Origin of the sequence: Streptomyces sp. NPDC005281 (genome assembly GCF_040607495.1) — a bacterium.
Classification (GTDB): domain Bacteria; phylum Actinomycetota; class Actinomycetes; order Streptomycetales; family Streptomycetaceae; genus Streptomyces.
Map to the genome: position 1 here is coordinate 70,704 of NZ_JBEXGX010000008.1, position 22,382 is coordinate 93,085.

Here is a 22,382-nt window from a genome sequence, read left to right on the forward strand (position 1 = left end):
CACCTGTGTCGTGTCTGCCGATCGGCTGCTGCCGGTCAGCGTTTTCGCATCCTACCCCCAGGGGGTACCGACGGCTCCACTTCCCAGGGTTCGCGACACCCCTGGCGGGTGTTACGGACATCAGGCGGTCTGCCGCGGGACGGGGGTGGGGCCCACGTCGCGCATGCGGCCGTAGGCGTAGACGCAGCCGGCCAGGGCGAGGTCGGAGAGCAGCATGAAGCCGATGGCGTAGGAGCTCTTGGCACTGTAGACGGCGCCCATGACGAGGGGCGGGACGAAGCCGCCGAGTCCGCCGGTCGCGCCGACGATTCCGGTGACGCTGCCGACCTGCGGCGGCGGGGTGACCCGGGCGACCATCGCGAAGACGCTGCCGCTGGAGGTGCCGAGACCGGCCGCCATGACGAGGAGGAAGACCGTACCACCCGGGACGAGGTGGGGTTCGAACGCCTGGCACACGGCCATGACCCCGACGACGCCGAGTGCCCAGGAGGTGACGACCGCGGGGTGGACGCGGTCGGAGAGCCAGCCGCCGATCGGGCGGAAGATCACGGTGACGAGCGCGAAACCGGCCGCCCGCGAACCGGCGTCGGTGGGCGACAGTTCGTACCAGGTCTTGAGGTACGTGGGCAGGTAGACGCCGAAGGCGACGATGCCGCCGAATCCGATCGCGTACAGGGCCGCGAGCTCCCAGGTGACACGCAGGCGCCCTGCGTCACCGAGGCGCTTTCCCAGCGAGGTGGTGGGGACGACGCGGTCGGGGCGGTCGGCGAGGAGGAAGTACGACACGGCGGCGAAGGCGGCCAGGGCGACGGCCAGCACCACGAACGGCAGGTTTCTCACCGTGCTTGTAGATACGGGGGGTGAAGTAGCCGGAGAGGGCGACCCCGCCCATGCCCATGCCGAAGACGCCGATGGCGAAGCCACGACGTGCGGGCGGGAACCAGGAGTTGACGAGGGGGACGCCGATCGCGAAGGTCGTGCCGCCCAGGCCGAGGAAGAATCCGACGACGAGAAGGCCCGCGTAGGAGTCCTTCACGACGACGAGCAGCAGGACGGGCACGATGGTCAGCGCGGTGACGAGGGGGAACATGGTCTTCGCGCCGAAGCGGTCGGTGAGCGCGCCGACGGGGACCCGGCCGAGCGAGCCGACGATCACGGGGACGGCGACCATCAGCGACTGCTGGAACGAGCTCAGCGAGAGCTTGTCGCCCAGAGTGGTGCCGAGCGGTGAGATGAGGTTCCACGCCCAGAAGGTGAGGGCGAACCCGATCGTGGCGACGGCGAGGTTGCGGTAGGCGGCCCCGGGCACCGAAGGGATCGGAGCGGTCCCGTCGGACCGGGCGGTCACTGCACTCGCTCCCATCCGGGCCGCTCGGACCGGGTACCGAGCTGACCGCGTTCACGGCTGCGGTACACGATGTAGGGGCGGAAGAGGTACTGCACGGGGGCGCTGAACATATGGATCAGCCGCGTGTAGGGGACGAGGGCGATGAGGACGCACCCGATGACGATGTGGATCTGGTAGGTGACCGGCACCCCGTTCATCCGCGCGTAGTCCGGACGCAGGGTGAAGACGCTGCGCAGCCACGGGGCGATGGTGGTGCGGTAGTCGTACCCGTGGCCTCCCGCGTGCGTGAGCTTGGCGGTCATGCCCATCACGATGGCGGCGAGCAGGACGGCGTACATGAGCTTGTCGTTGCGGGTGGTGGCGAGGAAGACCGGTCCGTTGGTGCGGCGGCGGTAGATCAGCAGCGCGATGCCGGCGACGGTGGCGAGGCCCGCCAGTGTGCCGCCGTAGAGGGAGAGGTCGTGGTAGGTCGTCTCGCTCACCCCGAGCGCGCTGGTCCAGGAGTCCGGGACGAACAGTCCGACGAGATGGCCGGCGAGGACGAAGAGGATGCCGTAGTGGAACACCGGGGAGGCGATCCGCAGCAGCCTGGACTCGTAGAGCTGTGAGGAGCGGGTCGTCCAGCCGAACTTGTCGTAGCGGTGGCGCCAGATGATCCCGCCGACGAGCAGGACGATCGTGATGTACGGCATCGCGGTCCACAGGAGGCTGTCGGCGAGGCTCATCGGGGGACGACCTCCAGCAGCGGGGTGCCGAACGGCGCGAGCCCCACGTCCTCGCGCGGTGGTCCGTTGCGGGCCATGGCCCGGGCGGCGGCGCGGTCGCGCGGGGAGGCGCCGGGAAGGGTGGCGACGAGTGCCTCGAGGACGCCGGCCCAGGGCGAGGCGGCCTCGGTGAGGGCGAAGCGCAGCAGTTCCAGCGCGGGGCGGTGGTCGCGCAGGAGGGTGTCGGTGCCGGTGAGGGCGGAGAACTCGCAGACGGCCGGGAGGAAGTCGGGGAGTTCCCCGGTGTCCGCGTACTCCCAGCCGTGCTCCCGGTAGATCTCCTTGAAGCGCACCAGGGACCGGCCGCGGCGGCGGGTGTCGCCGTCGGTCCACCAGGTGAGGTGGAGACAGCGGCGGCCGGAGAAGTCGAAGGTGCGGACGTAGTCCTGTCGGAGCCGGTCGGGGGCGGTGTCGCCGACGTGGTCGAGGAAGGCGCGCAACTCCCGCCGTCCCGGGCCGGGTTGTTCGTCGACGGCCGTACGCAGGAGACCGAGGCCGGTGTGGAACTCGTCGTCGGGGTAGACCAGGCAGCGGGCGACCGCGGCGTGGACGACGGCGTGCGGGGTGGTCATCTCTCCTCCTCGTCGGCGCCGTTCTCGGGTGGGTTCGGGCCGGTGCCGGTGCCGGGCCTGCCGGTGTCACCGCCGCCGCTGTCTCCGCTGGGGCCGCTCTTGCCGGGGAACAGTCCGGCGGGGTGGCCGCGGCCGTCCCAGTTGAGGAGGTTGACGCGGCTGTGGCCGGTGTCGGCGGGCGCGTCGGCGGTCTGACGGTCGCGCAGGACGTGGAAGTTCTCCACGGACATCGGCTTCGTCTCGCCGGATCCTTCGCCGTAGGGTCCGGAGCCCCCCATGCCGGGGCCGCCCTCGTAGTCGAGGCTGCACTCGTCGGGCAGGACGGACTCCTCCAGCCGCCGGGCGTCACCGACGGCCGCGGTGGGGATCACGTACCGCTCCTCGTACTTGGCGAGGGCCAGCAGCCGGTACAGCGCGTACATCTCCTCCCCGGACATGCCGACCGACCGGGCGGCCTCCTCGTCGACCGGGGCCGGTCCCTGGCCCCCGGCGAGCAGCCCGGGGCGCATCGCGCTGCGCATGGCGGCGAGTTTCTCCAGCGAGGCCCGTACGGGAGCGGTGTCGCCGGCGGTGAACAGCTCGGCGAGGTATTCCAGGGGAATGCGCAGGGTGTCGATCGCGCCGAAGAGATTGCCGGCGTCCTCGCCGTCGAAGCCCGTCTCGGTGAGGGCCTCGACCACCGGGGAGAGCGGCGGGATGTACCAGACCATCGGCATCGTGCGGTACTCCGGGTGCAGCGGCAGCGCCACCTTGTGCCTGCTGATGAGGGCGTGGACGGGTGAGCGGCGGGCCGCGTCGATCCAGTCGTGGGCGATGCCGGCGCGTTCGGCCTCCCGGCGCACGACGGGGTCCTCGGGGTCCAGGAACACGCCGAGTTGGGCTTCGTACAGGTCGGTGTCGTCGGGGGTGGAGGCCGCTTGAAGGACCTTGTCGGCGTCGTAGAGCATGACGCCGAGGTAGCGCAGCCTTCCCACGCAGGTCTCGGAACAGACGGTGGGCAGGCCGACTTCGAGGCGCGGATAGCACAGGGTGCACTTCTCGGCCTTGCCGGTGCGGTGGTTGAAGTAGACCTTCTTGTACGGGCAGCCGCTGACGCACATGCGCCAGCCCCGGCACTGGTCCTGGTCGACCAGCACGATGCCGTCCTCCTGGCGCTTGTACATCGCGCCTGACGGGCACGAGGCGACACAGGACGGGTTCAGGCAGTGTTCGCAGATCCGCGGCAGATAGAACATGAAGGTCTGCTCGAACGCGAACCTGACCTTCTCCGAGGCCTGTTCACGGACCTTGGCCACCATCGGGTCGAGTGCGCCGTGTTCGCTCACGCCACCGAGGTTGTCGTCCCAGTTGGCGCTCCACTCGATCTCCATGGGCTTGCCGCTGAGGAGCGAGCGGGGCTGGGCGACGGGGATGTCGTCGCCGAGGGGGGCGTCGACGAGGTTGGCGTACTCGTACGTCCACGGCTCGTAGTAGTCGTCGATGGAGGGCAGTCGGGGGTTGGAGAAGATGTGGGCGAGCTTCGAGAAGCGGCCGCCGGCCTTGAGCTTCAGCCGGCCCCGCTTGTTGAGCTCCCAGCCGCCCTTCCACGTGTCCTGGTCCTCGTAGCGGCGCGGATATCCCTGCCCGGGGCGGGTCTCGACGTTGTTGAACCACACGTACTCGACGCCGCCGCGGTTCGTCCACGCCTGTTTGCAGGTGACCGAACAGGTGTGGCAGCCGATGCACTTGTCGAGGTTCATGACCATCGCGATCTGTGCCATGACGCGCATCTCAGTACTCCACCGGTTCGGTGCGGCGCCGGACGACCGTGATCTCGTCCCGCTGGTTGCCCGTCGGACCCAGGTAGTTGAACGCCCAGCTCAACTGGGCGTATCCGCCGATGAGATGGGTCGGCTTGAGCAGCAGCCGGGTCAGGGAGTTGTGGGTCCCGCCGCGCTTGCCCGTCGTCTGCGTCTTCGGGGTGGCGATGACGCGGTCCTGCGCGTGGTGCATGTACACCGTGCCCTGCGGCATGCGGTGGCTGACGACCGCGCGGGCCGCGACGACGCCGTTGCGGTTGACCGCCTCGATCCAGTCGTTGTCGCGCACGCCGATCGTCTCGGCGTCCTGCGGGGACATCCAGATGTTCTGGCCGCCGCGGGAGAGCGACAGCATGAGGAGGTTGTCCTGGTACTCGGAATGGATGGACCACTTGCTGTGCGGGGTGAGATAGCGGACGGTCACCTCCGCCCGGCCGTCGTCGCCGGTGGAGATCCTGTCCCCGAAGAGGCGGCGCATGTCGAGCGGCGGACGGTAGACGGGCAGCGCCTCGCCGAGTTCGTGGATCCAGTCGTGGTCGAGGAAGAAGTGCTGGCGTCCGGTGAGGGTGTGCCAGGGCTTGGCGTGCTCGGTGTTGAGGGTGAAAGCGGTGTAGCGGCGGCCGCCCGACTCGCTGCCGGACCACTCCGGGGAGGTGATGACCGGCACGGGTGCCGCCTGGGTGTCGGCGTACGTGACGCGCTTGCCCTCGTGCTCGGCGGCGAGGTGGGCCATCGGCTGTCCTGTGCGGCGCTCCAGGGTGTGGAAGCCCTGCGTGGCCAGGTGGCCGTTGGTGGTGCCTGACAGGGCGAGGATCGTGTTCGCCGCCTTCACGGCGGTGTCGAGCAGCGGCCGTCCCGTCGCCGGCCCGGACATCCGGACGCCGTGCCGGTCGGCGAGCAGCCGTACCTCCTCCGCCACGTCGAAGGTGATGCCCTTCACGGGCAGGCCGAGCTTCTCCGCCAGTGGTCCAAGGGTGGCCATCTTCTCGCCGATCGCGCCGTAGTCCCGCTCCACGACGGTCAGTTGGGGCATGGTCCGGCCGGGTACGGGCTCGCACTCGCCGCGCCGCCAGTCCAGTGCGACGCCCCCGGGCTGCGCGGTCTCGCCGGGGGTGTCGTGCTGAAGGGCGGTGGCGACGAGGTCGCGGCGCACACCCAGGTGCTTCGCCGCCATCACGGAGAAGGACCGGGCGAGGGCGTGGAAGGCGGCGAAGTCGGTGCGGGCCTGCCAGGGCGGGTCGACGGCCGGGGTGAAGGAGTGCACGTAGGGGTGCATGTCCGTGCTGGACAAATCGTGCTTCTCGTACCAGGTCGCGGCCGGCAGGACGATGTCCGACATGAGGGTGGAGGACGTCATGCGGAAGTCCAGCGAGAGCAGCAGATCGAGTTTCCCCTCGGGCGCCTTCTCGTGCCAGCGCACATCGCGCGGCCGCTCCTCGGGCGCGGCCTCCTCGGCGCCGAGGGAGGACGTGGTGCCGAGCAGGTGCTTCTGGAAGTACTCGGCGCCCTTCGCCGAGGAGCCCAGCAGGTTGGCCCGCCAAAGGGTCACGATCCGCGGCCAGTTGACGGGCGCGTCGGGATCCTCTCCGGCGAAGCCCAGTTTGCCTTCCCGGAGTTGGTCCACCGCGTACTCGGCCGGGTCCTGGTCGCCCGCCTCGTCGCACAGGTCGAGCGGGTTGCGGTCGAACGTCGGGTAGGAGGGCATCCACCCCGAACGGGTCGCCTGGGCGAGGCAGTCGGCGGCCGTCATCCCGGCGAAGGCTCCCGTGCCCAGCGGGGAGGCGAGGGTGTCGGCGCGGTAGTGGTCGTAGCGCCATTGATCGGTGTTGAGGAACCAGTAGGCGGTGCCGATCGCCTGTCTGGGCGGACGTGACCAGTCGGACGCGGCGGCGAGGGTGGCCCAGCCGGTCGCCGGGCGGCACTTCTCCTGGCCGACGTAGTGCGCCCAGCCGCCGCCGTTGCGGCCCTGGCAGCCGGTGAGCTGGAGCAGGGCGAGGAAGGCCCGGTAGATCGTCTCGGAGTGGAACCAGTGGTTCGTGCCGGCGCCCATGAGGATCATGCAGCGGCCCCGGGATCGCTCGGCGGTGTCCGCGAACTCCCGCGCGGTACGGACGACCGCCGCGGCCGGGACGGAGGTGTGGATCTCCTGCCAGGCGGGCGTGCAGGGGACGGAGGCGTCGTCGTAGCCCGTGGGCCAGGTGCCGGGCAGCCCGGCGCGGCCGACACCGTACTGGGCGAGCAGCAGGTCGTACACGGTCGTCACCAGACGGCCGCCGACCCGCATCGCGGGGACACCCCCGGCACGGACCGCGCCGCTGCCCTGGCCGTGCGGCCCGCCGTCGGTATCGAAGCGGGGCAGCAGCACCTCGGCGGGAACGGCGCCGTCGCACCCGTACAGGGAGAGCCGGGGTTCGAGGTCGCCGAGCTCCAGATTCCACCGGCCCAGGCCCGACTCGGTCCAGCGGAAGCCGAGCGACCCGCCGGGGACCTCCGGCCGCCCGGTCCGCTCGTCGAGGACGACCGTCTTCCACTCCGCGCCCTCCGCGCTGTCCCCGAGATCGGAGGCGCGCAGGAACTTGTCGGGGACGTGCCGGCCGTCGTGCTCCCGCAGGGTGACGAGGAACGGCAGGTCGGTGAAGCGCCGTACGTAGTCCGTGAAGAACGGCACCTGCCGGTCGACGAAGAACTCCTTGAGCACCACGTGCCCCATCGCGAGGGCGAGCGCTCCGTCGGTGCCGGGGTGGGGGTGCAGCCACTCGTCGGCGAACTTCGTGTTGTCGGCGTAGTCCGGGGAGACGACGACGACCTTCTGCCCGCGGTAGCGCGCCTCGGCCATCCAGTGCGCGTCCGGGGTACGGGTCACCGGGACGTTGCTGCCCCACATCATCAGGTAGGCCGCGTCCCACCAGTCCCCCGACTCGGGGACGTCCGTCTGGTCGCCGAAGACCTGCGGGGAGGCGACCGGCAGGTCGGCGTACCAGTCGTAGAACGACAGCATGGGGGCGCCGATGAGCGAGTGGAACCGGGCGCCCGCGGCGTGCGAGACCATGGACATCGCGGGGATCGGCGAGAAGCCGGCGATGCGGTCGGGCCCGTACGTCCTGATGGTGTGGACGTGCGCGGCGGCGGCCATCTCCACCGCCTCGTCCCAGGTCGCCCGCACCAGACCGCCCTTGCCGCGGGCCCGCTGGTAGCGTCCGCGCCGCTCGGGGTCGGCCTGGATGTCGGCCCACGCGGTGACGGGGTCCCCGGTGCGCGCCTTCGCCTCCCGGTACATCTCCAGGAGCACTCCGCGGACGTACGGGTAGCGCACCCGTGTCGGCGAGTACGTGTACCAGGAGAAGGCCGCCCCGCGCGGACAGCCGCGCGGCTCGTACTCGGGGCGGTCGGGGCCGACGCTCGGATAGTCCGTCTCCTGGGTCTCCCAGGTGATGATGCCGTCCTTGACGTACACCTTCCACCGACAGGAGCCGGTGCAGTTGACCCCGTGGGTGGAGCGCACGACCTTGTCGTGACTCCACCGGTCCCGGTAGAAGACGTCGCCGCTCCGCCCGCCCTCCTTGGAGAGGGTGCGCAGATCGGCGGAGGTCTCGCCCCGCCGGAAGAACCGCCCGGTACGCAGCAGCAGATCACTGGCCGTGCCGTCCATCCCGCCGGTGCCTCTGGCGTCGGTCGCGGGCACGGATGCTCCTCTCGGCCGGCTTCACCTCAGGGCACCATCGACGGGTGGGGGGCGCATGCCCGGGGGGCCGAAGGGGTGAGGGACGGCGTCCGGCGCCGTGATCCCCGATCGGCGCGAGGGGCCGCCGGTCGCGCGGACCGGCGGCCCGGCACGCGGCCGTTCAGCCCTGCACGACGGTGATGTCCTGGTCCCGGACCGCGTGGAACGCGGGGAGCGGGAGGCCGCTCGCGCTCAGTTCCATGACCGTGGCCTGGACATGGGCCGCGCCCGGCTTGAGGTCGGCCGGTGCGCGCTTCTCCGAGTTGGTCCAGCGGTGCTCGGCGCCGTCGCACAGGGCCGAGGTCCCGCCGATGCCCTGGCTGACCCGGGGGTCGCTCTGGGAGACCGAGGAGGTCACGAAGACGGGCCCCGAGGCGCCCGTACAGCGGTAGGTGCCGGAGAGGGTGACGGTGCCGTCCGCCGCGACCGTGCCGGTCGGGTCGACGGTCACCTCCTCGGACGAGGCGGACAGGGCCACGGCGGACGGGGCGAGGAGCAGGAGCAGCGCGGCACCGGCGGCCGTGCCGACGGCCTGGCGGAACAACATGGGGTACCTCCGGGAGCGGGGACCTGGACAGGGTGCTCAACAGGTACCGGTCCAAGGCCCCGAGGGCGGTGATCATCACCCCTTTGGTGGCGAGTTGGCACCACTCCCCCGGTGGCGATTCGGCGCCGTCCGTCATGGGGACGTCCGAGAGTTGTCCTCGTGTTGTCACGCTTCACGGCCGGGTGTTCCGATCAGTTCGCCGCGCGCGCATGGTCTGTTCATGCGAGGGCGACGACAGCGCCGCCGACACTCCTCGCATCCCACGGAGGTGCACCATGTGTTCACACCGGTCTTCGTGCCCGTCCGCGGACACCGTCGTCCCGCACATCGTCTCGGCCCACCCCGAGCAGGGCTGGAACCTCCTGTGCAACGGCGCGATCGTGTTCGACGACAGCGGTGAACTGCTTCCCGACGGCAGTGTGGTCGCTCCGCACCGCGTCTTCGCCGGCCTGCTGGCCGTCGCGGCCTGATCCCGGGCCGCCGCGTGGGTCCTACGACAGCACGGCGAAGCCGTCGAGTTCGACCAGCGCCTGTTCGTCCCACAGGCGCACGGCGCCGATGACGGCCATCGCGGGGTAGTCGCGGCCTGCCAACCGGCGCCAGATACCGCCCAGTTCGGCGGCGTGGGCGCGGTAGTCGGCGACGTCCGTGGCGTAGACCGTGACCCGGGCGAGGTCCGCGGGAGCGCCGCCCGCCGCGCGCAGCGCGGTCAGCAGATTGGCCAGCGCCCTCTCGAACTGCTCGGGCAGGGTCTCCCCCACCACCTTCCCGTCCACGTCCAGCGCGGTCTGTCCGGCCAGGAAGACGACCCGGGAGCCGGTGGCGACGACGGCGTGGGAGAAGCCGGCCGCCGGGGAGAGCCCGGGTGGATTCACCCGCTCGGCGGTCATCGGGACACCTCTCCTGCCGGCAGCCCGGCGGTCCGGTACAACTCCTTGGCGATGATGGTCCGTTGGACCTCGCTGGCCCCTTCGTAGATGCGCGGCGCGCGTACCTCGCGGTAGAGGTGTTCGAGGAGATGGCCCCGGCGCAGGGCACGGGCTCCGTGCAGCTGGACGGCCGCGTCGACGACGTACTGGGCCGTCTCGGTCGCGAGCAGTTTCGCCATCGCCGCCCGCCGGGGGACGTCCGCCGCCCCCGCGTCGTACGCCGTCGCGGCCGCGTACACCATCAGGCGGGCCGCCTCGGTGCGCAGGGCCATCTCGGCGACCTGGTGGGACACGGTCTGGAGGTCCTTGAGCGGGCCGCCGAACGCCTCGCGCCGTGCCGTGTGCGCGAGCGTCGCGTCCAGCGCGGCCTGCGCCATGCCGACGGCGAAGGCGCCCACGCTCGGCCGGAAGAGGTTGAGGGTGTTCATGGCGACCCGGAATCCGTGGCCGGTCTCGCCGAGGACGTCGTCCGTCGTGACGGGTACGGCGTCGAAGGCGAGGGCGCCGATGGGGTGCGGGGAGAGCATGTCGAGCGGGGTGCCGGTGAGGCCGGGGCGGTCGGCGGGGACGAGGAAAGCGGTGACGCCGCGGGCGCCGGCCCCGGGCGCGGTGCGCGCGAAGACGGTGTAGAGGTCGGCTTCGGGGGCGTTGGAGATCCAGCATTTCTCGCCGGTGAGCCGCCAGCCGCCGGTGCCGTCCTCGTCTGCCCGCAGGGCCAGCGCGGCGGCGTCCGAGCCCGCGCCGGGCTCGCTCAGCGCGAAGGCCGCGACGGCGCCGCCGTCGGTGACCCGGGGCAGCCAGTGGGCGCGCTGGGCCGGGGTTCCGTACGCGTGGACGGGATGGGCGCCGAGCCCCTGGAGGGCCAGCGCGGTCTCGGCCTCGGTGCAGACCTGGGCGAGGGACTCGCGCATCAGACAGAGGTCGAGGGCGCCGGAGGAGAACAGCCGGGAGAGCAGCCCGAGCCGGCCGAGTTCGGCGACGAGCGGCCGGTTGACATGGCCCGGCTCGCCCTTGTCGGCCAGGGGGCGCAGTTGCTCCGCGGCCAGCGCGCGCAGTTCGGCACACCAGGCGGTCTGCCCCGGATCGAGCGAGAATGCGGTCATTGCCCGTCCCCTCTCCCCATCGGACGCCACCCACGTTATCGCGAACCGTTGACTGTCGTCACCAACACGATACGCTCCTTGTGCGAGCCCACCACGACGCCCACCGAGGCGGCCCACCAAGGCAAGGGGGCGAGACGCCATGGACCTTGTGGATCCCCTGGATCCCGCGGAAACGGGGCCGGCACGCTCGGCCCACGTCGACACCTTCGCGCGCGACCATCTGCCGCCTCCCGGGCAGTGGCCCGAACTCCGCTTCGACCTGCCCGGGCTGCGCTACCCCGCCCGGCTCAACTGCGCCGCCGAACTCCTCGCGGACACCGACCCCGAACGCCCGGTGTTCCGTACCCCGTCCGGCGCGCCGTGGACGTACGGGCAACTGCGCGCCCGTGTCGACCGGATCGCCCATGTGCTGACCGGCGAGCTGGGTGTCGTCCCGGGCAACCGGGTGCTGCTGCGCGGTCCGACCACACCGTGGCTGGCCGCCTGCTGGCTGGCGGTGCTGAAGGCGGGCGCGATCGCCGTCACCGTGCTGGCGCAGCAGCGGCCGCACGAACTCGGCACGATGTGCGGGATCGCGCGGGTGACGCACGCCCTGTGCGACGTCCGCTCGGTCGACGACCTGGTCAAGGCGGAGGTCCCCGGACTCCGGGTCACGACGTACGGCGGTGACGCGCCGGACGATCTGCTCCTGCGGATCACCGGCGCTCCCGACGAGCCGTTCGACGCGGTGGACACGGCGGCCGACGACGTGGCGCTGATCGCGTTCACCTCGGGCACCACCGGCCGGCCCAAGGGCTGCATGCACTTCCACCGCGATGTGCTGGCGATCGCGGACACGTTCTCGAAGCATGTGCTGCGGCCGCGCGAGGACGATCTCTTCGCCGGCAGTCCTCCCCTGGGCTTCACGTTCGGGCTCGGCGGTCTCGTGGTCTTCCCGCTGCGTGCCGGCGCCTGTTCGCTGCTGCTCGAACAGGCGGGCCCCAGGCAGCTGTTGCCCGCGATCGCGGAGCACCGGGTCTCCGTGCTGTTCACCGCTCCGACCGCCTACCGGGCGATGCTGACGGAACTGGCGGAACCGGCCGGGCACGACATCGGGTCGCTGCGGCGCTGCGTGTCCGCCGGCGAGAACCTGCCCGCAGCGACCTGGCGGGACTGGCAGGAGCGCACCGGGCTCCGCATCATCAACGGCATCGGCGCCACCGAACTGCTGCACATCTTCATCTCCGCCGCCGACGACGACATCCGCCCCGGTACGACGGGCGTGCCGGTGCCGGGCTGGCGGGCGCGCGTGGTCGACGCGGACGGGACGCCGGTGCCGGACGGTGAACCCGGTCTGCTCGCCGTGCGCGGCCCGGTCGGCTGCCGGTATCTCGCCGACCCCCGGCAGCGGGAGTACGTACGCGACGGCTGGAACATCACCGGCGACACCTATGTACGCGACTCCGAGGGCTACTTCCGCTATGTGGCCCGCGCGGACGACATGATCATCTCGGCGGGGTACAACATCGCGGGGCCCGAGGTCGAGGACGCGCTGCTGCGGCACCCGGACGTTCTGGAGACGGCCGTCGTCGGGCGGTCCGACGATGCGCGCGGGCAGGTCGCGGTCGCCTACACCGTGCTCAAGGAGGGTGCCCGCCGGGACGCCGAATCGCTGCGAGCCTTCCTCAAGTCCGAGCTGGCGCCGTACAAGTGCCCCCGGGAGATCATCTTCCTGGACGCGCTGCCACGGACCGCCACGGGCAAGCTCCAGCGTTTCAGGCTGCGGGAGGAGAACCGTTCCGGCGACCGTGCCGACAGGGGTACGGACACCCCGCCGGCCCCCGCGCCCGAGGCCGCGGACTCCGCTCCCGAGGGCGACTTGCCCGCGAGCGGCGATCCCAAGTGATCTTGGCCCACTAGAGTGATGAGCGTGTCAGAGCACCACGCCCCCCGGTCCCTCATCGTCACCTTCTACGGCGCCTACGGCCGTTTCGCTCCCGGCCCGGTGCCGGTGGCCGAGTTGATCCGGCTCCTCGCCGCGGTCGGCGTGGACGCGCCCTCGGTGCGCTCGTCGGTGTCCCGGCTCAAGCGCCGCGGGCTGCTGGAACCGGCGCGCACCGCGGCGGGCTCCGCGGGGTACGCGTTGTCGCCGGACGCACGGCAGTTGCTCGACGACGGCGACCGAAGGGTGTACGCGACGGCGCCCCCGCAGGACAGCGGCTGGGTGCTCGCCGTCTTCTCCGTGCCCGAGTCGGAGCGCCAGAAGCGGCATGTCCTGCGCTCGCGGCTGGCCGGTCTCGGCTTCGGCACGGCCGCTCCCGGCGTGTGGATCGCCCCGGCACGGCTGTACGAGGAGACCCGGCACACCCTGGAACGGCTGCGGCTCGACGGATACGTGGAACTGTTCCGCGGCGAGCATCTGGGGTACGCCGCCACGGCCGACGCGGTGGGGCGCTGGTGGGACCTGACCGCGATCGCCAAGGAGCACGAGGCGTTCCTCGGCCGGCACGCGCGGGTGCTGCACACCTGGGAGGAGCGGACGGACACGCCGCCGGAAGAGGCCTACCGCGACTATCTGCTCGCTCTCGACTCCTGGCGCCATCTCCCCTACACCGACCCGGGGTTGCCCGCGGCCCTGCTCCCCGAGGGCTGGCCCGGCGCCCGCTCGGCCGTCGTCTTCCGGGCACTCCACGAGCGACTGCGGGACGCCGGCGCGGAGTTCGCCGGAGTGCCCCCGTGGTCCGGACACCCGGATTCTCTCAAGTACCCAGGGTGAGACGGGGTTTGGGGGCGTCCGTACGGCCGGTCTGCGGGCGCCGGCTGCCCGCGCGGTAGGGCGCGGGCCAGCCTGCGCCCGGCCCCTCGTAGCCCTGTTCGGCGGCCGCGTGCAGCGTCCAGTTCGGGTCGTACAGGTGCGGCCTGGCGAGCGCGCACAGGTCCGTGCGCCCGGCCAGGATCAGGGAGTTGACGTCGTCCCAGGAGGAGATCGCGCCGACGGCGATCACCGGGATGCCGGTCTCGTGACGGATCCGGTCCGCGTACGGCGTCTGGTAGGAGCGGCCGTACTCGGGGCGCTCGTCCGCCACCACCTGGCCGGTCGACACGTCCACCGCGTCGGCGCCGTGGGCGGCGAAGGCCCTGGCTATCGCCACGGCGTCGTCCCCGGTGGTGCCGCCCTCGGCCCAGTCCGCGGCGGAGATACGGACGGTCATCGGCCGTTCCGCGGGCCACACCGCCCGTACCGCGTCGAAGACTTCGAGCGGGAAGCGCAGCCGTTTCTCCAGCGATCCGCCGTAGGCGTCGGTCCGCAGGTTGGTCAGCGGGGAGAGGAAGCCGGAGAGGAGGTAGCCGTGGGCGCAGTGCAGTTCGAGGAGGTCGAAGCCGCAGCGGGCGGCTCGGCAGGCGGCCGCGGTGAACTGCTCGCGCAGATCGGTGAGCTGGGCCCGCGACAGCGCGCGGGGGGTCTGGCTGCCCGGCTTGTACGGGAGCGGGGAGGCGGCCACGAGCGGCCAGTTGCCGTCCGGGAGGGGTTCGTCGATGCCCTCCCACATCACCCGGGTCGAGCCCTTGCGGCCGGCGTGGCCGAGCTGGAGGCCGATCGCGGTGCCGGGGGCCTGACGGTGCGTGAAATCCACGATCCGGCGCCAGGAGTCGGCCTGCCGTGCGGTGTAGATGCCCGCGCAGCCGGGCGTGATGCGGCCCTCCTCGCTGACGCACACCATTTCGGTCATCACCAGTCCGGCGCCGCCGAGGGCCCGCGCGCCCAGGTGGACGAGGTGGAAGTCGCCTGGGACGCCGTCCACGGCCGAGTACATGTCCATCGGTGAGACGACGACCCTGTTGCGCAGGGTCAGGCCCCGCAGCCGGAACGGGGTGAACATGGGCGGGGTGCCGGGCGGGCAGCGGAATTCCCGCTCGACCGCGGCCACGAAGTGCGGATCGCGCAGCCGCAGGTTGTCGTGGGTGACGCGGCGGCTGCGGGTGAGGAGGTTGAACGCGAACTGCCGGGTGGGCTGGCCGAGATAGCGCCCGAGGTTCTCGAACCAGTCGAGGCTCGCGCGGGCGGCCCGCTGGGTGGAGGCGACGACCGGGCGCCGTTCCTCCTCGTAGGCCGCCAACGCCTCTTCCAGCGAGGGCTGTTCCTCCAGGCAGGCGGCGAGTGCGAGCGCGTCCTCGACGGCGAGCTTGGTGCCGGAGCCGATGGAGAAGTGGGCGGTGTGCGCCGCGTCACCGAGCAGGACCAGATTTCCGTGCGACCAGCGGCCGTTGACGATGGTCCGGAACGTCGTCCACGCCGACTTGTTGGCGCGCAGCGGGCGTCCGCCGAGGGCGTCCGTGAAGATCTTGCCGCACCGCTCGACGGACTCCACCTCGTCGAGGTCCGCGAACCCCGAGGCGTGCCAGACCTCTTCGCGCATCTCGATGATGACGGTGGAGGCGTCGGCCGAGTACGGGTAGCCGTGGAGCTGCATCACGCCGTGTTCCGTCTCGGCGATCTCGAAGCGGAAGGCGTCGAAGGCGAAGTCGGCGGCGAGCCAGATGTAGCGGCAGCGGTGCTCCTCGACGGACGGCCGGAAGACCTCCGCGTGGGCCGCGCGCGTGAGGCTGTGCACGCCGTCGGCGGCGACGGTGAGGTCGTACGCCGTCATCAGTTCGTCCACGGGCGGGGCCTCGGCCGTGAAGCGCAGATCGACGCCGAGCGAGCGGCAGCGTTCGTGCAGGATCTCCAGGAGCCGGCGCCGTCCGAGCGCGGCGAAGCCGTGGCCGCCGGAGGTGTGGCGCACTCCGCGGTGCACGATGTCGATGTCGTCCCAGCGGACGAACTCGGCCTGGAGCGCCGCGTAGACGACCGGGTCGGCGTGCTCGATGCCGCCCAGGGTCTCGTCGGAGAGGACGACGCCGAAGCCGAAGGTGTCGTCGGGCGCGTTGCGTTCCCAGACGGTGATCTCGCGGTCCGGGTCCAGGCGTTTGAGGAGAGCCGCGGCGTAGAGTCCACCGGGGCCTCCGCCGATCACCGCGACGCGCATCGCGCCGCCGCCCACGGAGGCGTGCACACTGCCGCCGCCTGCGGAGGCGTGCGTACCGCCGCCGTCCGCACCGCGCCCGCCCGCGGAGCCGTCCGCGCGGCCGGCCCCGGCACGGCCCTCGCGTTCCCCGGTGCCCTCGTCCGTGCGCATCCGGCCCTCACCTCCCCTGCCACTTCGGGGCCCGCTTCTCCGTGAAGGCCGCGTGGAACTCGGTGTAGTCCTCGCCGTTCATGAGCAGGGCCTGGGTCGCGGCGTCCAGTTCGACGGCGGCCGCGAGCGGCATGTCGAGTTCGGCGGTGAGCAGCGCCTTGGTCTGGGCGTACGCGAGGGCCGGGCCGTCGGCGAGGCGGCGGGCCAGCGCCTGGGCGCCCTCGTCGGCGTGCCCCTCGTCGGTGAGTTCGCTGATCAGCCCGATGCGCTCGGCCTCGGGCGCCCGCACCGGTTCGCCGAGCATCAGCAGCCGGGTGGCGTGGCCGAGCCCGACCACCCTGGGCAGCAGATAGGCCGCGCCCATGTCGCCGCCGGACAGTCCGACCCGGGTGAAGAGGAAGGCGAAGCGTGCGCTCGGGTCGGCCACCCGGAAGTCCGCGGCCAGCGCCAGCACGGCTCCGGCGCCCGCCGCCACCCCGTGCACCGCGGCGATCACCGGGAACGGGCACTCCCGTACGGCCCTGACGACCTGCCCGGTCATCCGGTTGAAGTCGAGGAGCTGGGCGGTGTCCATGGAGAGGGTCGCGCCGATGATCTCGTCGACGTCGCCGCCGGAGCAGAATCCGCGGCCCTCGCCCGCGAGCACCAGGGCGCGCACGGACCGCTCGCGGGAGAGCTCGGCGAGCAGGTCGCGCAGGTCGGCGTAGGCACCGAAGGTGAGGGCGTTGAGTTTGTCGGGGCGGGCCAGCGTGACCGTGGCGACGCCGTCGGTGAGCTCGTACCTCAGATGCTGCCAGTCGGGGGTGCGGCCGGCGGAGCCGGTGAAGGGACTCATGGCGGGCGGCCTCCTAGGGCGGGGGCGACGCTGTGCGGCTGTCTCTCCAACTTATCACTCATTCATGACTGTCGTCATGATGGCGCGATAGATGGATCGCGGTGCCGGTCGGCCGGCCCGCGATCGCTCCTCCCGGGGCAGCAGGGCGCGGCACGGATGTATGTGACATGAAGTGACGCGATGACTGCGAGTCGTGAAGCGACGATCGCGCGCGGTGATGAAGAGGCGACATTCCGTGAAGGGACGGCCGCGAGGGGACCGCGGCGCGTCACCGCGTCACGGATCGTCGACAGCCGTGTAACGGCGGGAGCGGACGCGGGAGGAGGGCCGTTCGTCCGGGTACACATCCCGTATCGGACCGAACGTCCCGAAAGGAGGCCTCGGCCTCCCGCGGACACTTCGGCCGATGTCCAGAGAAAGCCCACCGCGCGCGTTTCCCCGACCGCCCCGTACCATTCCTAAGGTTGTAAGCAGGACAGCCTGCTCCACGAACGGACCCGCCTTGTACGACACACCAGCACCCGCCTTCTGGCGCATCGCGCTGCCGCACACCGTCGCGGCCGTGCCGGTGGCGCGCGCCCTGGTCCGCAGGGCACTCGCGGAACGGAAGCACGCGGCCGACTGCGACACCGCCGAGCTGCTCACCGCGGAGCTGGTCGCCAACGCCGTCGAGCACACCGCGGGCGACGGACCGATAGAGCTGGTCGTGGAGCTGCTGCCGACCGGCTGCCGGGTAGAGGTGCACGACCCGGACCCGGTACCGCCCCTCGATCTCACCCTGCCGCACCCGCCCGGCGAACCGGATCCCTGGCAGGAGCACGGGCGCGGCCTGCTGCTGCTGCGCGCCCTCAGCTCGGCCTGTGGACACCGCCCCACCGACTCGGGCAAGGCGGTCTGGTTCAGACTGCCCGTGATCCCCGCGCAGCGGCAGCCGGCGCTCTAGCTCCGGCTCCAGTCCCCAAGGCTCCAGAGCTCCGGCTCCAGAGCTCCGACTCCGGCTCCAGCTCCAGCTCCAGCTCCAGCTCCAGCTCCAGCTCCAGCTCCAGCTCCAGCTCCAGCGGCGGGACGGCGTACGGAGCGATCAGGCCAGGGTGGCGACCATGATCGCTTTGATGGTGTGCAGCCGGTTCTCGGCCTGGTCGAACACGACGGAGTGCGCCGACTCGAAGACCTCGTCGGTGACCTCCAGCGAGTCCAGCCCGTGCACCTCGTACAGGTCACGGCCGACCTGGGTGCCGAGGTCGTGGAAGGCCGGCAGGCAGTGCAGGAACTTGACGTCCGGGTTGCCGGTGGCGCGGAGCACGTCCATGGTCACGGCGTACGGGCCGAGGGCGGCGATGCGCTCGGTCCACACCTCCTTGGGCTCCCCCATGGAGACCCAGACGTCGGTGGCCACGAAGTCGGCACCCCGGACACCCTCGCCCACCCGCTCGGTCAGGGTGACGCTGCCACCGCTCTTCGCGGCGAGTTCGCGGGCCTTCGCGACGATCTCGTCGGCCGGCCAGTAGGCCTGCGGAGCCACTATCCGTACGTCCATGCCGAGCAGCGCGCCGGTGATCAGATATGAGTTGCCCATGTTGAAACGGGCGTCACCCAGATAGGCGAAGGCGATCTCGCCGACCGGCTTGGCGCAGTACTCGGTCATCGTGAGGACGTCGGCCAGCATCTGGGTGGGATGCCAGTCGTCGGTGAGGCCGTTGTAGACCGGCACTCCGGCGTGGGCGGCCAGCTCCTCCACCGAGGCCTGACTGTCGCCGCGGTACTCGATGGCGTCGAACATGCGGCCGAGCACGCGGGCGGTGTCCTTCACCGACTCCTTGTGCCCGATCTGCGAGCCGACCGGGTCCAGATAAGTCGTCGAGGCACCCTGGTCCGCGGCCGCGACCTCGAAGGCGCAGCGGGTGCGCGTCGAGGTCTTCTCGAAGATCAGCGCGATGTTCCTGCCCCCGAGATACCGCGTCTCCGCCCCGTCCCGCTTGGCCGCCTTGAGCTCGGCGGCCAGCTCGACCAGGCCGAGGAACTCCCCCTCCGTGAAGTCCAGCTCCTTGAGGAAGTGACGGCCGGCGAGGGCGGTCGGGACTGTCGCCATGGGGGCGCTCCAGGGATGACGGGGGCGAGGACGGGACCGGACGTCTGGAATTCTATACGACGCTCAGCATTTATATGCGGTCTGTCGTTCGACTCGACGCACCGGCCCCCTGACCCGAGCGCGACCTCCGGCAGGAGAACGCCTACACGGGGTCCCGTTCGACGGGGCAGCTCATGCAGCGCGGACCGCCTCTCCCCCGGCCCAGCTCACTGCCCGGGATCTCGATCACCTCGATGCCCTGCTTGCGCAGATGGGTGTTGGTGGTGGAGTTGCGCTCGTAGGCGATGACGACTCCCGGTTCGACGGCGAGGACGTTGCACCCGTCGTCCCACTGCTCCCGCTCGGCCGCGTGCACGTCCTGCGTGGCGGTCAGGACGCGGATCTCGTTGAGGCCGAGCGCCGCGGCGATGGCGCGGTGCATGTGCTCCGGAGGGTGGTCGGTGACCTTCAGCTCCTTGTCCCCAGCGCCCGGCTCGATGGTGTACGAGCGGAGCATGCCCAGCCCGGCGTACTGCGTGAAGATGTCGCCGTCGACCATCGTCATCACGGTGTCGAGGTGCATGAGCGCCCGCCGTTTGGGCATGTCGAGCGCCACGATGGTGCGGGCCGAGCCGGCCGCGAACAGCTTGTGGGCGAGCATCTCGACGGCCTGGGGCGTGGTCCGCTCGCTCATGCCGATGAGCACCGCGCCGTTGCCGATGACGAGGACGTCGCCGCCCTCGATGGTGGACGGGTAGTCCGCCTGCCCCTCCGACCAGAGGTTGAAGCCCTCCCCGCGGAAGAGCGGGTGATGCCGGTAGATCGCCTCGAAGTGCACGGTCTCGCGCTGCCGGGCCGGCCAGCGCATGGCATTGATGGAGACCCCGTCGTAGATCCAGGCCGAGGTGTCACGGGTGAAGAGATGGTTGGGCAGCGGCCGCAGCAGGAAGTCGTCGAGGTCCATGACGTGGAAGCGCACGGAGGTGGGTTCCGCGTGCGCGTCCAGGAACTCGCGCTTGGTCATGCCGCCGACGAGCACGGACGCCAGGTCGGCCGCGGGCATGGCCTCGAAGGCGGCCCGGAGGTGGTCGGTGGCGAGCGGCCCGTACTCCTTCTCGTCGAAGACCCGGTCCAGTACGAGCGACCTGGCCGCCCCGATCGCCAGGGCCTCGGCGAGCAGGTCGCCGAAGAGGTGGACGGTGACCCCGCGGTCGCGCAGCACGTCGGCGAACCCGTCGTGTTCCGCGCGCGCCCGGCGCACCCACAGCACGTCGTCGAAGAGAAGCGCGTCCTTGTTGCTGGGGGTGAGCCTTTTGAGCTCGAGATCGGGCCGGTGCAGGATGACGCGGCGCAGCCGCCCGGCCTCGGAGTCGACATGGAATCCCATGCCTCCATCCTGACCATCCGGACGCGTGTTCACCCGCGGATCGCCCGAGCCGCACCGCATTCATTTCGTCCCCTTGACGATAAGCGGGTTCTTTATTATCGTCCCAGTGACGACAACGAGGCAGCAAAGCCGCCGGGATCGCCCGGCGGGGGTACTCATGGCCGACATCACGCGACGCCTCGGCTGGCGCCATCTGCGCGGGGCGCCCACCGTCCACGTCCGGCACCACAGGTCGGGACAACTGGTCCACGACGGCCCCGGACTCAGCTTCTGGTACCGCTCACTGACCGCCGCGCTCTCCGAGGTCCCCGTCGACGACCGCGAGTTGGCGATGACCTTCCACGCCCGTACGTCCGACTTCCAGGACGTCGCGGTGCAGGCGACCGTCACCTACCGGATCAGCGACCCCGCCGTCGCGGCCTCCCGCCTCGACTTCTCCATAGACCCCGACTCCGGCGCCTGGCGCGGCACCCCGCTGGAGCAGCTGGGCTCCCTGCTGACCGAGACGGCCCAGCAGCACGCGCTCGACGTGCTGGCCCGTACCTCACTGGCGTCCGCCCTGGTCGACGGCGTCGCGGCGGTACGGGAGCGGGTCACGGACGGCCTCGCCGCCGAGCCCCGGCTGCCCGCCACCGGCATCGAGGTGGTCGCGGTGCGGGTCGTCGCGCTGCGGCCCGAGCCCGAGGTGGAACGGGCGCTGCGCACCCCCGCCCGCGAGCAGATCCAGCAGGACGCGGACAAGGCGACGTACGAACGCCGGGCGGTCGCCGTCGAGCGGGAGCGCGCCATCGCCGAGAACGAACTCGCCAGCCGCATCGAACTCGCCCGGCGCGAGGAGCAGTTGGTCGAACAGCAGGGCACGAACGCGCGCCGCGAGGCCGAGGAGCGCGCGGCGGCCGACGCGGTGCGCGCCGGGGCGGAGGCGGACCGCACGGTACGGCTGGCCGAGGCGGAGGCCACCCGGTCGCTACGGCTCGCCGAGGCGGAGGCCACGCGCAAGGTGCGGCTCGCGGGGGCCGAGGCGCAGGCGGAGCGCGAGGTCGGCGCGGCGCGGGCCGAGGCGCAGGCGGCCTGGCTGCGGGTCCACGGAGACGTCGATGTGACCACGCTGCACGCCCTGACCGGGAACCGGCTCGCGGAGAACCTGCCGCGGATCGAGAACCTCACCGTGTCGCCGGACGTCCTCACCGGGCTGCTCGCCAAGCTGAGCAACGGAACCGCGGGGGACCCGGCGTGAGTCTGGCGCCCCGGGTCGTCCTCGTCCACCGGACCACCGAGTACGAGGAGTTGACGGCCCGGCACGGGACGCACGGGCAGGCGGCGTTCTTCCTGTCCTCCCGCGGCCGGGACATAGCGGAGGTGTACGAACGCCACCAGCGCTCCCGCGAGGCGCTCGCCGCGGTCGTGTCGGCCATTCCGCTGACCTGGCGTCAGGCGCGCGTGGAACGGGCCGACTTGGACCGCTTCCTGTTCGCGCCGGAGGACGTGGTCGTCGTGGTCGGACAGGACGGGCTGGTCGCGAACGTCGCCAAGTACCTGTCGGGACAGCCGGTGGTGGGGATCGACGCCGACCCGGGGCGCAATCCGGGCGTGCTGGTGCGGCACCGGCCCGCCGACGCGGGCGCGCTCCTCGCCTCGGCGCACGGGGGCGGCGCCGACGAGCTGACCATGGTCGAGGCGGTCGCGGACGACACGCAGCGGCTGGTCGCCCTCAACGAGATCTATCTGGGGGCCGCGGGCCATCAGACGGCCCGGTACCGCCTGGGGCTCGACGAGTACGGGGGTGCCGTCGAGCCCCAGGCGTCCTCCGGAGTGCTCGTCGGGACCGGGACCGGGGCCACCGGCTGGCTCCGGTCGGTGTGGCAGCAGCGGGGCGAGCGGCTGCCGCTGCCGGGACCCACGGACGGACGTCTGCTCTGGTTCGTCCGCGAGGCCTGGCCGTCGCCGGCCACGGGCACCTCGCTCGTGGCCGGCGAGCTCACCGGGACCGGACGGCTGTCCCTCACGGTGGAGTCCGACCGGCTCATCGTGTTCGGGGACGGGATGGAGGGGGACGCGCTGGAGCTTGTCTGGGGGCAGACGGTGCAGGTGGGGGTGGCGGAGGTTCGGCTCCGCCTGGTCGGCTAGGTTCGCTTCGCTCCCCCGCCGCCCGG

At 71.6% G+C, this 22,382-nt stretch carries 17 protein-coding genes and 1 pseudogene; 6 read left to right on the plus strand and 12 right to left on the minus strand.

What is annotated here, in order from left to right; genetic code table 11:
* Window positions 1–120: 120 nt before the first annotated feature.
* The 6 genes and pseudogenes from ABZV42_RS13720 to ABZV42_RS13745 all read right to left on the minus strand — a co-directional run bounded on the left by ABZV42_RS13720 (window position 121) and on the right by ABZV42_RS13745 (window position 8,751).
* Window positions 121–1,363 (minus strand): annotated as a pseudogene (locus ABZV42_RS13720) (MFS transporter).
* Window positions 1,345–2,073, minus strand: coding sequence for a respiratory nitrate reductase subunit gamma (gene narI, locus ABZV42_RS13725; RefSeq protein ID WP_356052002.1), 729 nt, complete (start codon window positions 2,071–2,073; stop codon window positions 1,345–1,347). Before narI ends, ABZV42_RS13720 begins: the two are co-directional and overlap by 19 nt.
* The gene (gene narJ, locus ABZV42_RS13730; RefSeq protein WP_355981169.1) at window positions 2,070–2,684 is read right to left on the minus strand and encodes a nitrate reductase molybdenum cofactor assembly chaperone; all 615 of its coding nucleotides are present in this window, start codon (window positions 2,682–2,684) and stop codon (window positions 2,070–2,072) included. Before narJ ends, narI begins: the two co-directional genes overlap by 4 nt.
* Entirely contained in the window at window positions 2,681–4,453 is a 1,773-nt protein-coding gene (narH, locus tag ABZV42_RS13735; RefSeq protein ID WP_356052004.1) for a nitrate reductase subunit beta, read from the minus strand. The genes narJ and narH overlap by 4 nt, the downstream gene beginning before the upstream one ends.
* 1 nt (window position 4,454) lies before the next feature.
* Entirely contained in the window at window positions 4,455–8,132 is a 3,678-nt protein-coding gene (locus tag ABZV42_RS13740; RefSeq protein WP_355981308.1) for a nitrate reductase subunit alpha, read from the minus strand.
* Between the two features lie 193 nt (window positions 8,133–8,325).
* Window positions 8,326–8,751, minus strand: a complete 426-nt coding sequence (locus ABZV42_RS13745; protein ID WP_355981165.1) for a DUF6299 family protein — start codon at window positions 8,749–8,751, stop codon at window positions 8,326–8,328.
* Window positions 8,752–9,026: 275 nt separating this feature from the next.
* Between ABZV42_RS13745 and ABZV42_RS13750 the strand changes: the two genes are divergently transcribed.
* Window positions 9,027–9,221, plus strand: a complete 195-nt coding sequence (locus ABZV42_RS13750) for a DUF5999 family protein (RefSeq protein WP_355981163.1) — start codon at window positions 9,027–9,029, stop codon at window positions 9,219–9,221.
* Window positions 9,222–9,242: 21 nt separating this feature from the next.
* On the opposite strand, the gene ABZV42_RS13755 is transcribed toward ABZV42_RS13750, so the two are convergent.
* Complete coding sequence (locus ABZV42_RS13755; protein ID WP_355981161.1) at window positions 9,243–9,641, minus strand: RidA family protein; 399 nt, start codon at window positions 9,639–9,641, stop codon at window positions 9,243–9,245.
* The gene (locus tag ABZV42_RS13760) at window positions 9,638–10,783 is read right to left on the minus strand and encodes an acyl-CoA dehydrogenase family protein (RefSeq protein WP_355981159.1); all 1,146 of its coding nucleotides are present in this window, start codon (window positions 10,781–10,783) and stop codon (window positions 9,638–9,640) included. Before ABZV42_RS13760 ends, ABZV42_RS13755 begins: the two co-directional genes overlap by 4 nt.
* Window positions 10,784–10,922: 139 nt before the next feature.
* Here ABZV42_RS13760 and ABZV42_RS13765 point away from each other — a divergent pair, with 139 nt between their 5' ends.
* The gene (locus tag ABZV42_RS13765; protein ID WP_355981156.1) at window positions 10,923–12,668 is read left to right on the plus strand and encodes an AMP-binding protein; all 1,746 of its coding nucleotides are present in this window, start codon (window positions 10,923–10,925) and stop codon (window positions 12,666–12,668) included.
* Window positions 12,669–12,683: 15 nt separating this feature from the next.
* The gene (locus ABZV42_RS13770) at window positions 12,684–13,538 is read left to right on the plus strand and encodes a PaaX family transcriptional regulator C-terminal domain-containing protein (protein ID WP_355981153.1); all 855 of its coding nucleotides are present in this window, start codon (window positions 12,684–12,686) and stop codon (window positions 13,536–13,538) included.
* Here ABZV42_RS13770 and ABZV42_RS13775 read toward each other — a convergent pair.
* Together ABZV42_RS13775 and ABZV42_RS13780 are read right to left on the minus strand one after the other, a co-directional pair.
* On the minus strand, window positions 13,522–15,789 hold the full coding sequence (locus tag ABZV42_RS13775; protein WP_356052093.1) for a bifunctional salicylyl-CoA 5-hydroxylase/oxidoreductase: 2,268 nt from the start codon (window positions 15,787–15,789) through the stop codon (window positions 13,522–13,524). The two genes, ABZV42_RS13770 and ABZV42_RS13775, sit on opposite strands and share 17 nt — an antisense overlap.
* Before the next feature lie 157 nt (window positions 15,790–15,946).
* On the minus strand, window positions 15,947–16,774 hold the full coding sequence (locus ABZV42_RS13780) for an enoyl-CoA hydratase family protein (RefSeq protein WP_355981150.1): 828 nt from the start codon (window positions 16,772–16,774) through the stop codon (window positions 15,947–15,949).
* A 502-nt stretch (window positions 16,775–17,276) separates the two neighbouring features.
* On the opposite strand from ABZV42_RS13780, the gene ABZV42_RS13785 reads away from it, so the two are divergent.
* Window positions 17,277–17,717 (plus strand): ATP-binding protein, encoded by a 441-nt coding sequence (locus ABZV42_RS13785; protein WP_355981147.1) that lies wholly within the window; start codon window positions 17,277–17,279, stop codon window positions 17,715–17,717.
* A gap of 138 nt (window positions 17,718–17,855) precedes the next feature.
* On the opposite strand, the gene argF is transcribed toward ABZV42_RS13785, so the two are convergent.
* Both argF and ABZV42_RS13795 read right to left on the minus strand, forming a co-directional pair.
* Window positions 17,856–18,863 (minus strand): ornithine carbamoyltransferase, encoded by a 1,008-nt coding sequence (gene argF, locus ABZV42_RS13790; protein WP_355981144.1) that lies wholly within the window; start codon window positions 18,861–18,863, stop codon window positions 17,856–17,858.
* Window positions 18,864–19,005: 142 nt separating this feature from the next.
* The gene (locus tag ABZV42_RS13795; RefSeq protein WP_355981141.1) at window positions 19,006–20,229 is read right to left on the minus strand and encodes an arginine deiminase; all 1,224 of its coding nucleotides are present in this window, start codon (window positions 20,227–20,229) and stop codon (window positions 19,006–19,008) included.
* Between the two features lie 157 nt (window positions 20,230–20,386).
* On the opposite strand from ABZV42_RS13795, the gene ABZV42_RS13800 reads away from it, so the two are divergent.
* Window positions 20,387–21,466: an SPFH domain-containing protein gene (locus tag ABZV42_RS13800; RefSeq protein WP_356052006.1), complete on the plus strand. Its 1,080-nt coding sequence runs from the start codon at window positions 20,387–20,389 to the stop codon at window positions 21,464–21,466.
* The gene (locus ABZV42_RS13805; protein ID WP_355981135.1) at window positions 21,463–22,356 is read left to right on the plus strand and encodes a hypothetical protein; all 894 of its coding nucleotides are present in this window, start codon (window positions 21,463–21,465) and stop codon (window positions 22,354–22,356) included. The genes ABZV42_RS13800 and ABZV42_RS13805 overlap by 4 nt, the downstream gene beginning before the upstream one ends.
* Window positions 22,357–22,382 lie beyond the last annotated feature (26 nt).

Excerpts from the sequence above, each read along its gene's own strand:
- narI (WP_356052002.1), bottom strand. The coding sequence starts at position 2,073 with ATGAGCCTCGCCGACAGCCTCCTGTGGACCGCGATGCCGTACATCACG.
- narJ (WP_355981169.1), bottom strand. The coding sequence starts at position 2,684 with ATGACCACCCCGCACGCCGTCGTCCACGCCGCGGTCGCCCGCTGCCTG.
- narH (WP_356052004.1), bottom strand. The coding sequence starts at position 4,453 with ATGCGCGTCATGGCACAGATCGCGATGGTCATGAACCTCGACAAGTGC.
- ABZV42_RS13740 (WP_355981308.1), bottom strand. The coding sequence starts at position 8,132 with ATGGACGGCACGGCCAGTGATCTGCTGCTGCGTACCGGGCGGTTCTTC.
- ABZV42_RS13745 (WP_355981165.1), bottom strand. The coding sequence starts at position 8,751 with ATGTTGTTCCGCCAGGCCGTCGGCACGGCCGCCGGTGCCGCGCTGCTC.
- ABZV42_RS13750 (WP_355981163.1), top strand. The coding sequence starts at position 9,027 with ATGTGTTCACACCGGTCTTCGTGCCCGTCCGCGGACACCGTCGTCCCG.
- ABZV42_RS13755 (WP_355981161.1), bottom strand. The coding sequence starts at position 9,641 with ATGACCGCCGAGCGGGTGAATCCACCCGGGCTCTCCCCGGCGGCCGGC.
- ABZV42_RS13760 (WP_355981159.1), bottom strand. The coding sequence starts at position 10,783 with ATGACCGCATTCTCGCTCGATCCGGGGCAGACCGCCTGGTGTGCCGAA.
- ABZV42_RS13765 (WP_355981156.1), top strand. The coding sequence starts at position 10,923 with ATGGACCTTGTGGATCCCCTGGATCCCGCGGAAACGGGGCCGGCACGC.
- ABZV42_RS13775 (WP_356052093.1), bottom strand. The coding sequence starts at position 15,789 with ATGCGCGTCGCGGTGATCGGCGGAGGCCCCGGTGGACTCTACGCCGCG.
- ABZV42_RS13780 (WP_355981150.1), bottom strand. The coding sequence starts at position 16,774 with ATGAGTCCCTTCACCGGCTCCGCCGGCCGCACCCCCGACTGGCAGCAT.
- argF (WP_355981144.1), bottom strand. The coding sequence starts at position 18,863 with ATGGCGACAGTCCCGACCGCCCTCGCCGGCCGTCACTTCCTCAAGGAG.
- ABZV42_RS13795 (WP_355981141.1), bottom strand. The coding sequence starts at position 20,229 with ATGGGATTCCATGTCGACTCCGAGGCCGGGCGGCTGCGCCGCGTCATC.
- ABZV42_RS13800 (WP_356052006.1), top strand. The coding sequence starts at position 20,387 with ATGGCCGACATCACGCGACGCCTCGGCTGGCGCCATCTGCGCGGGGCG.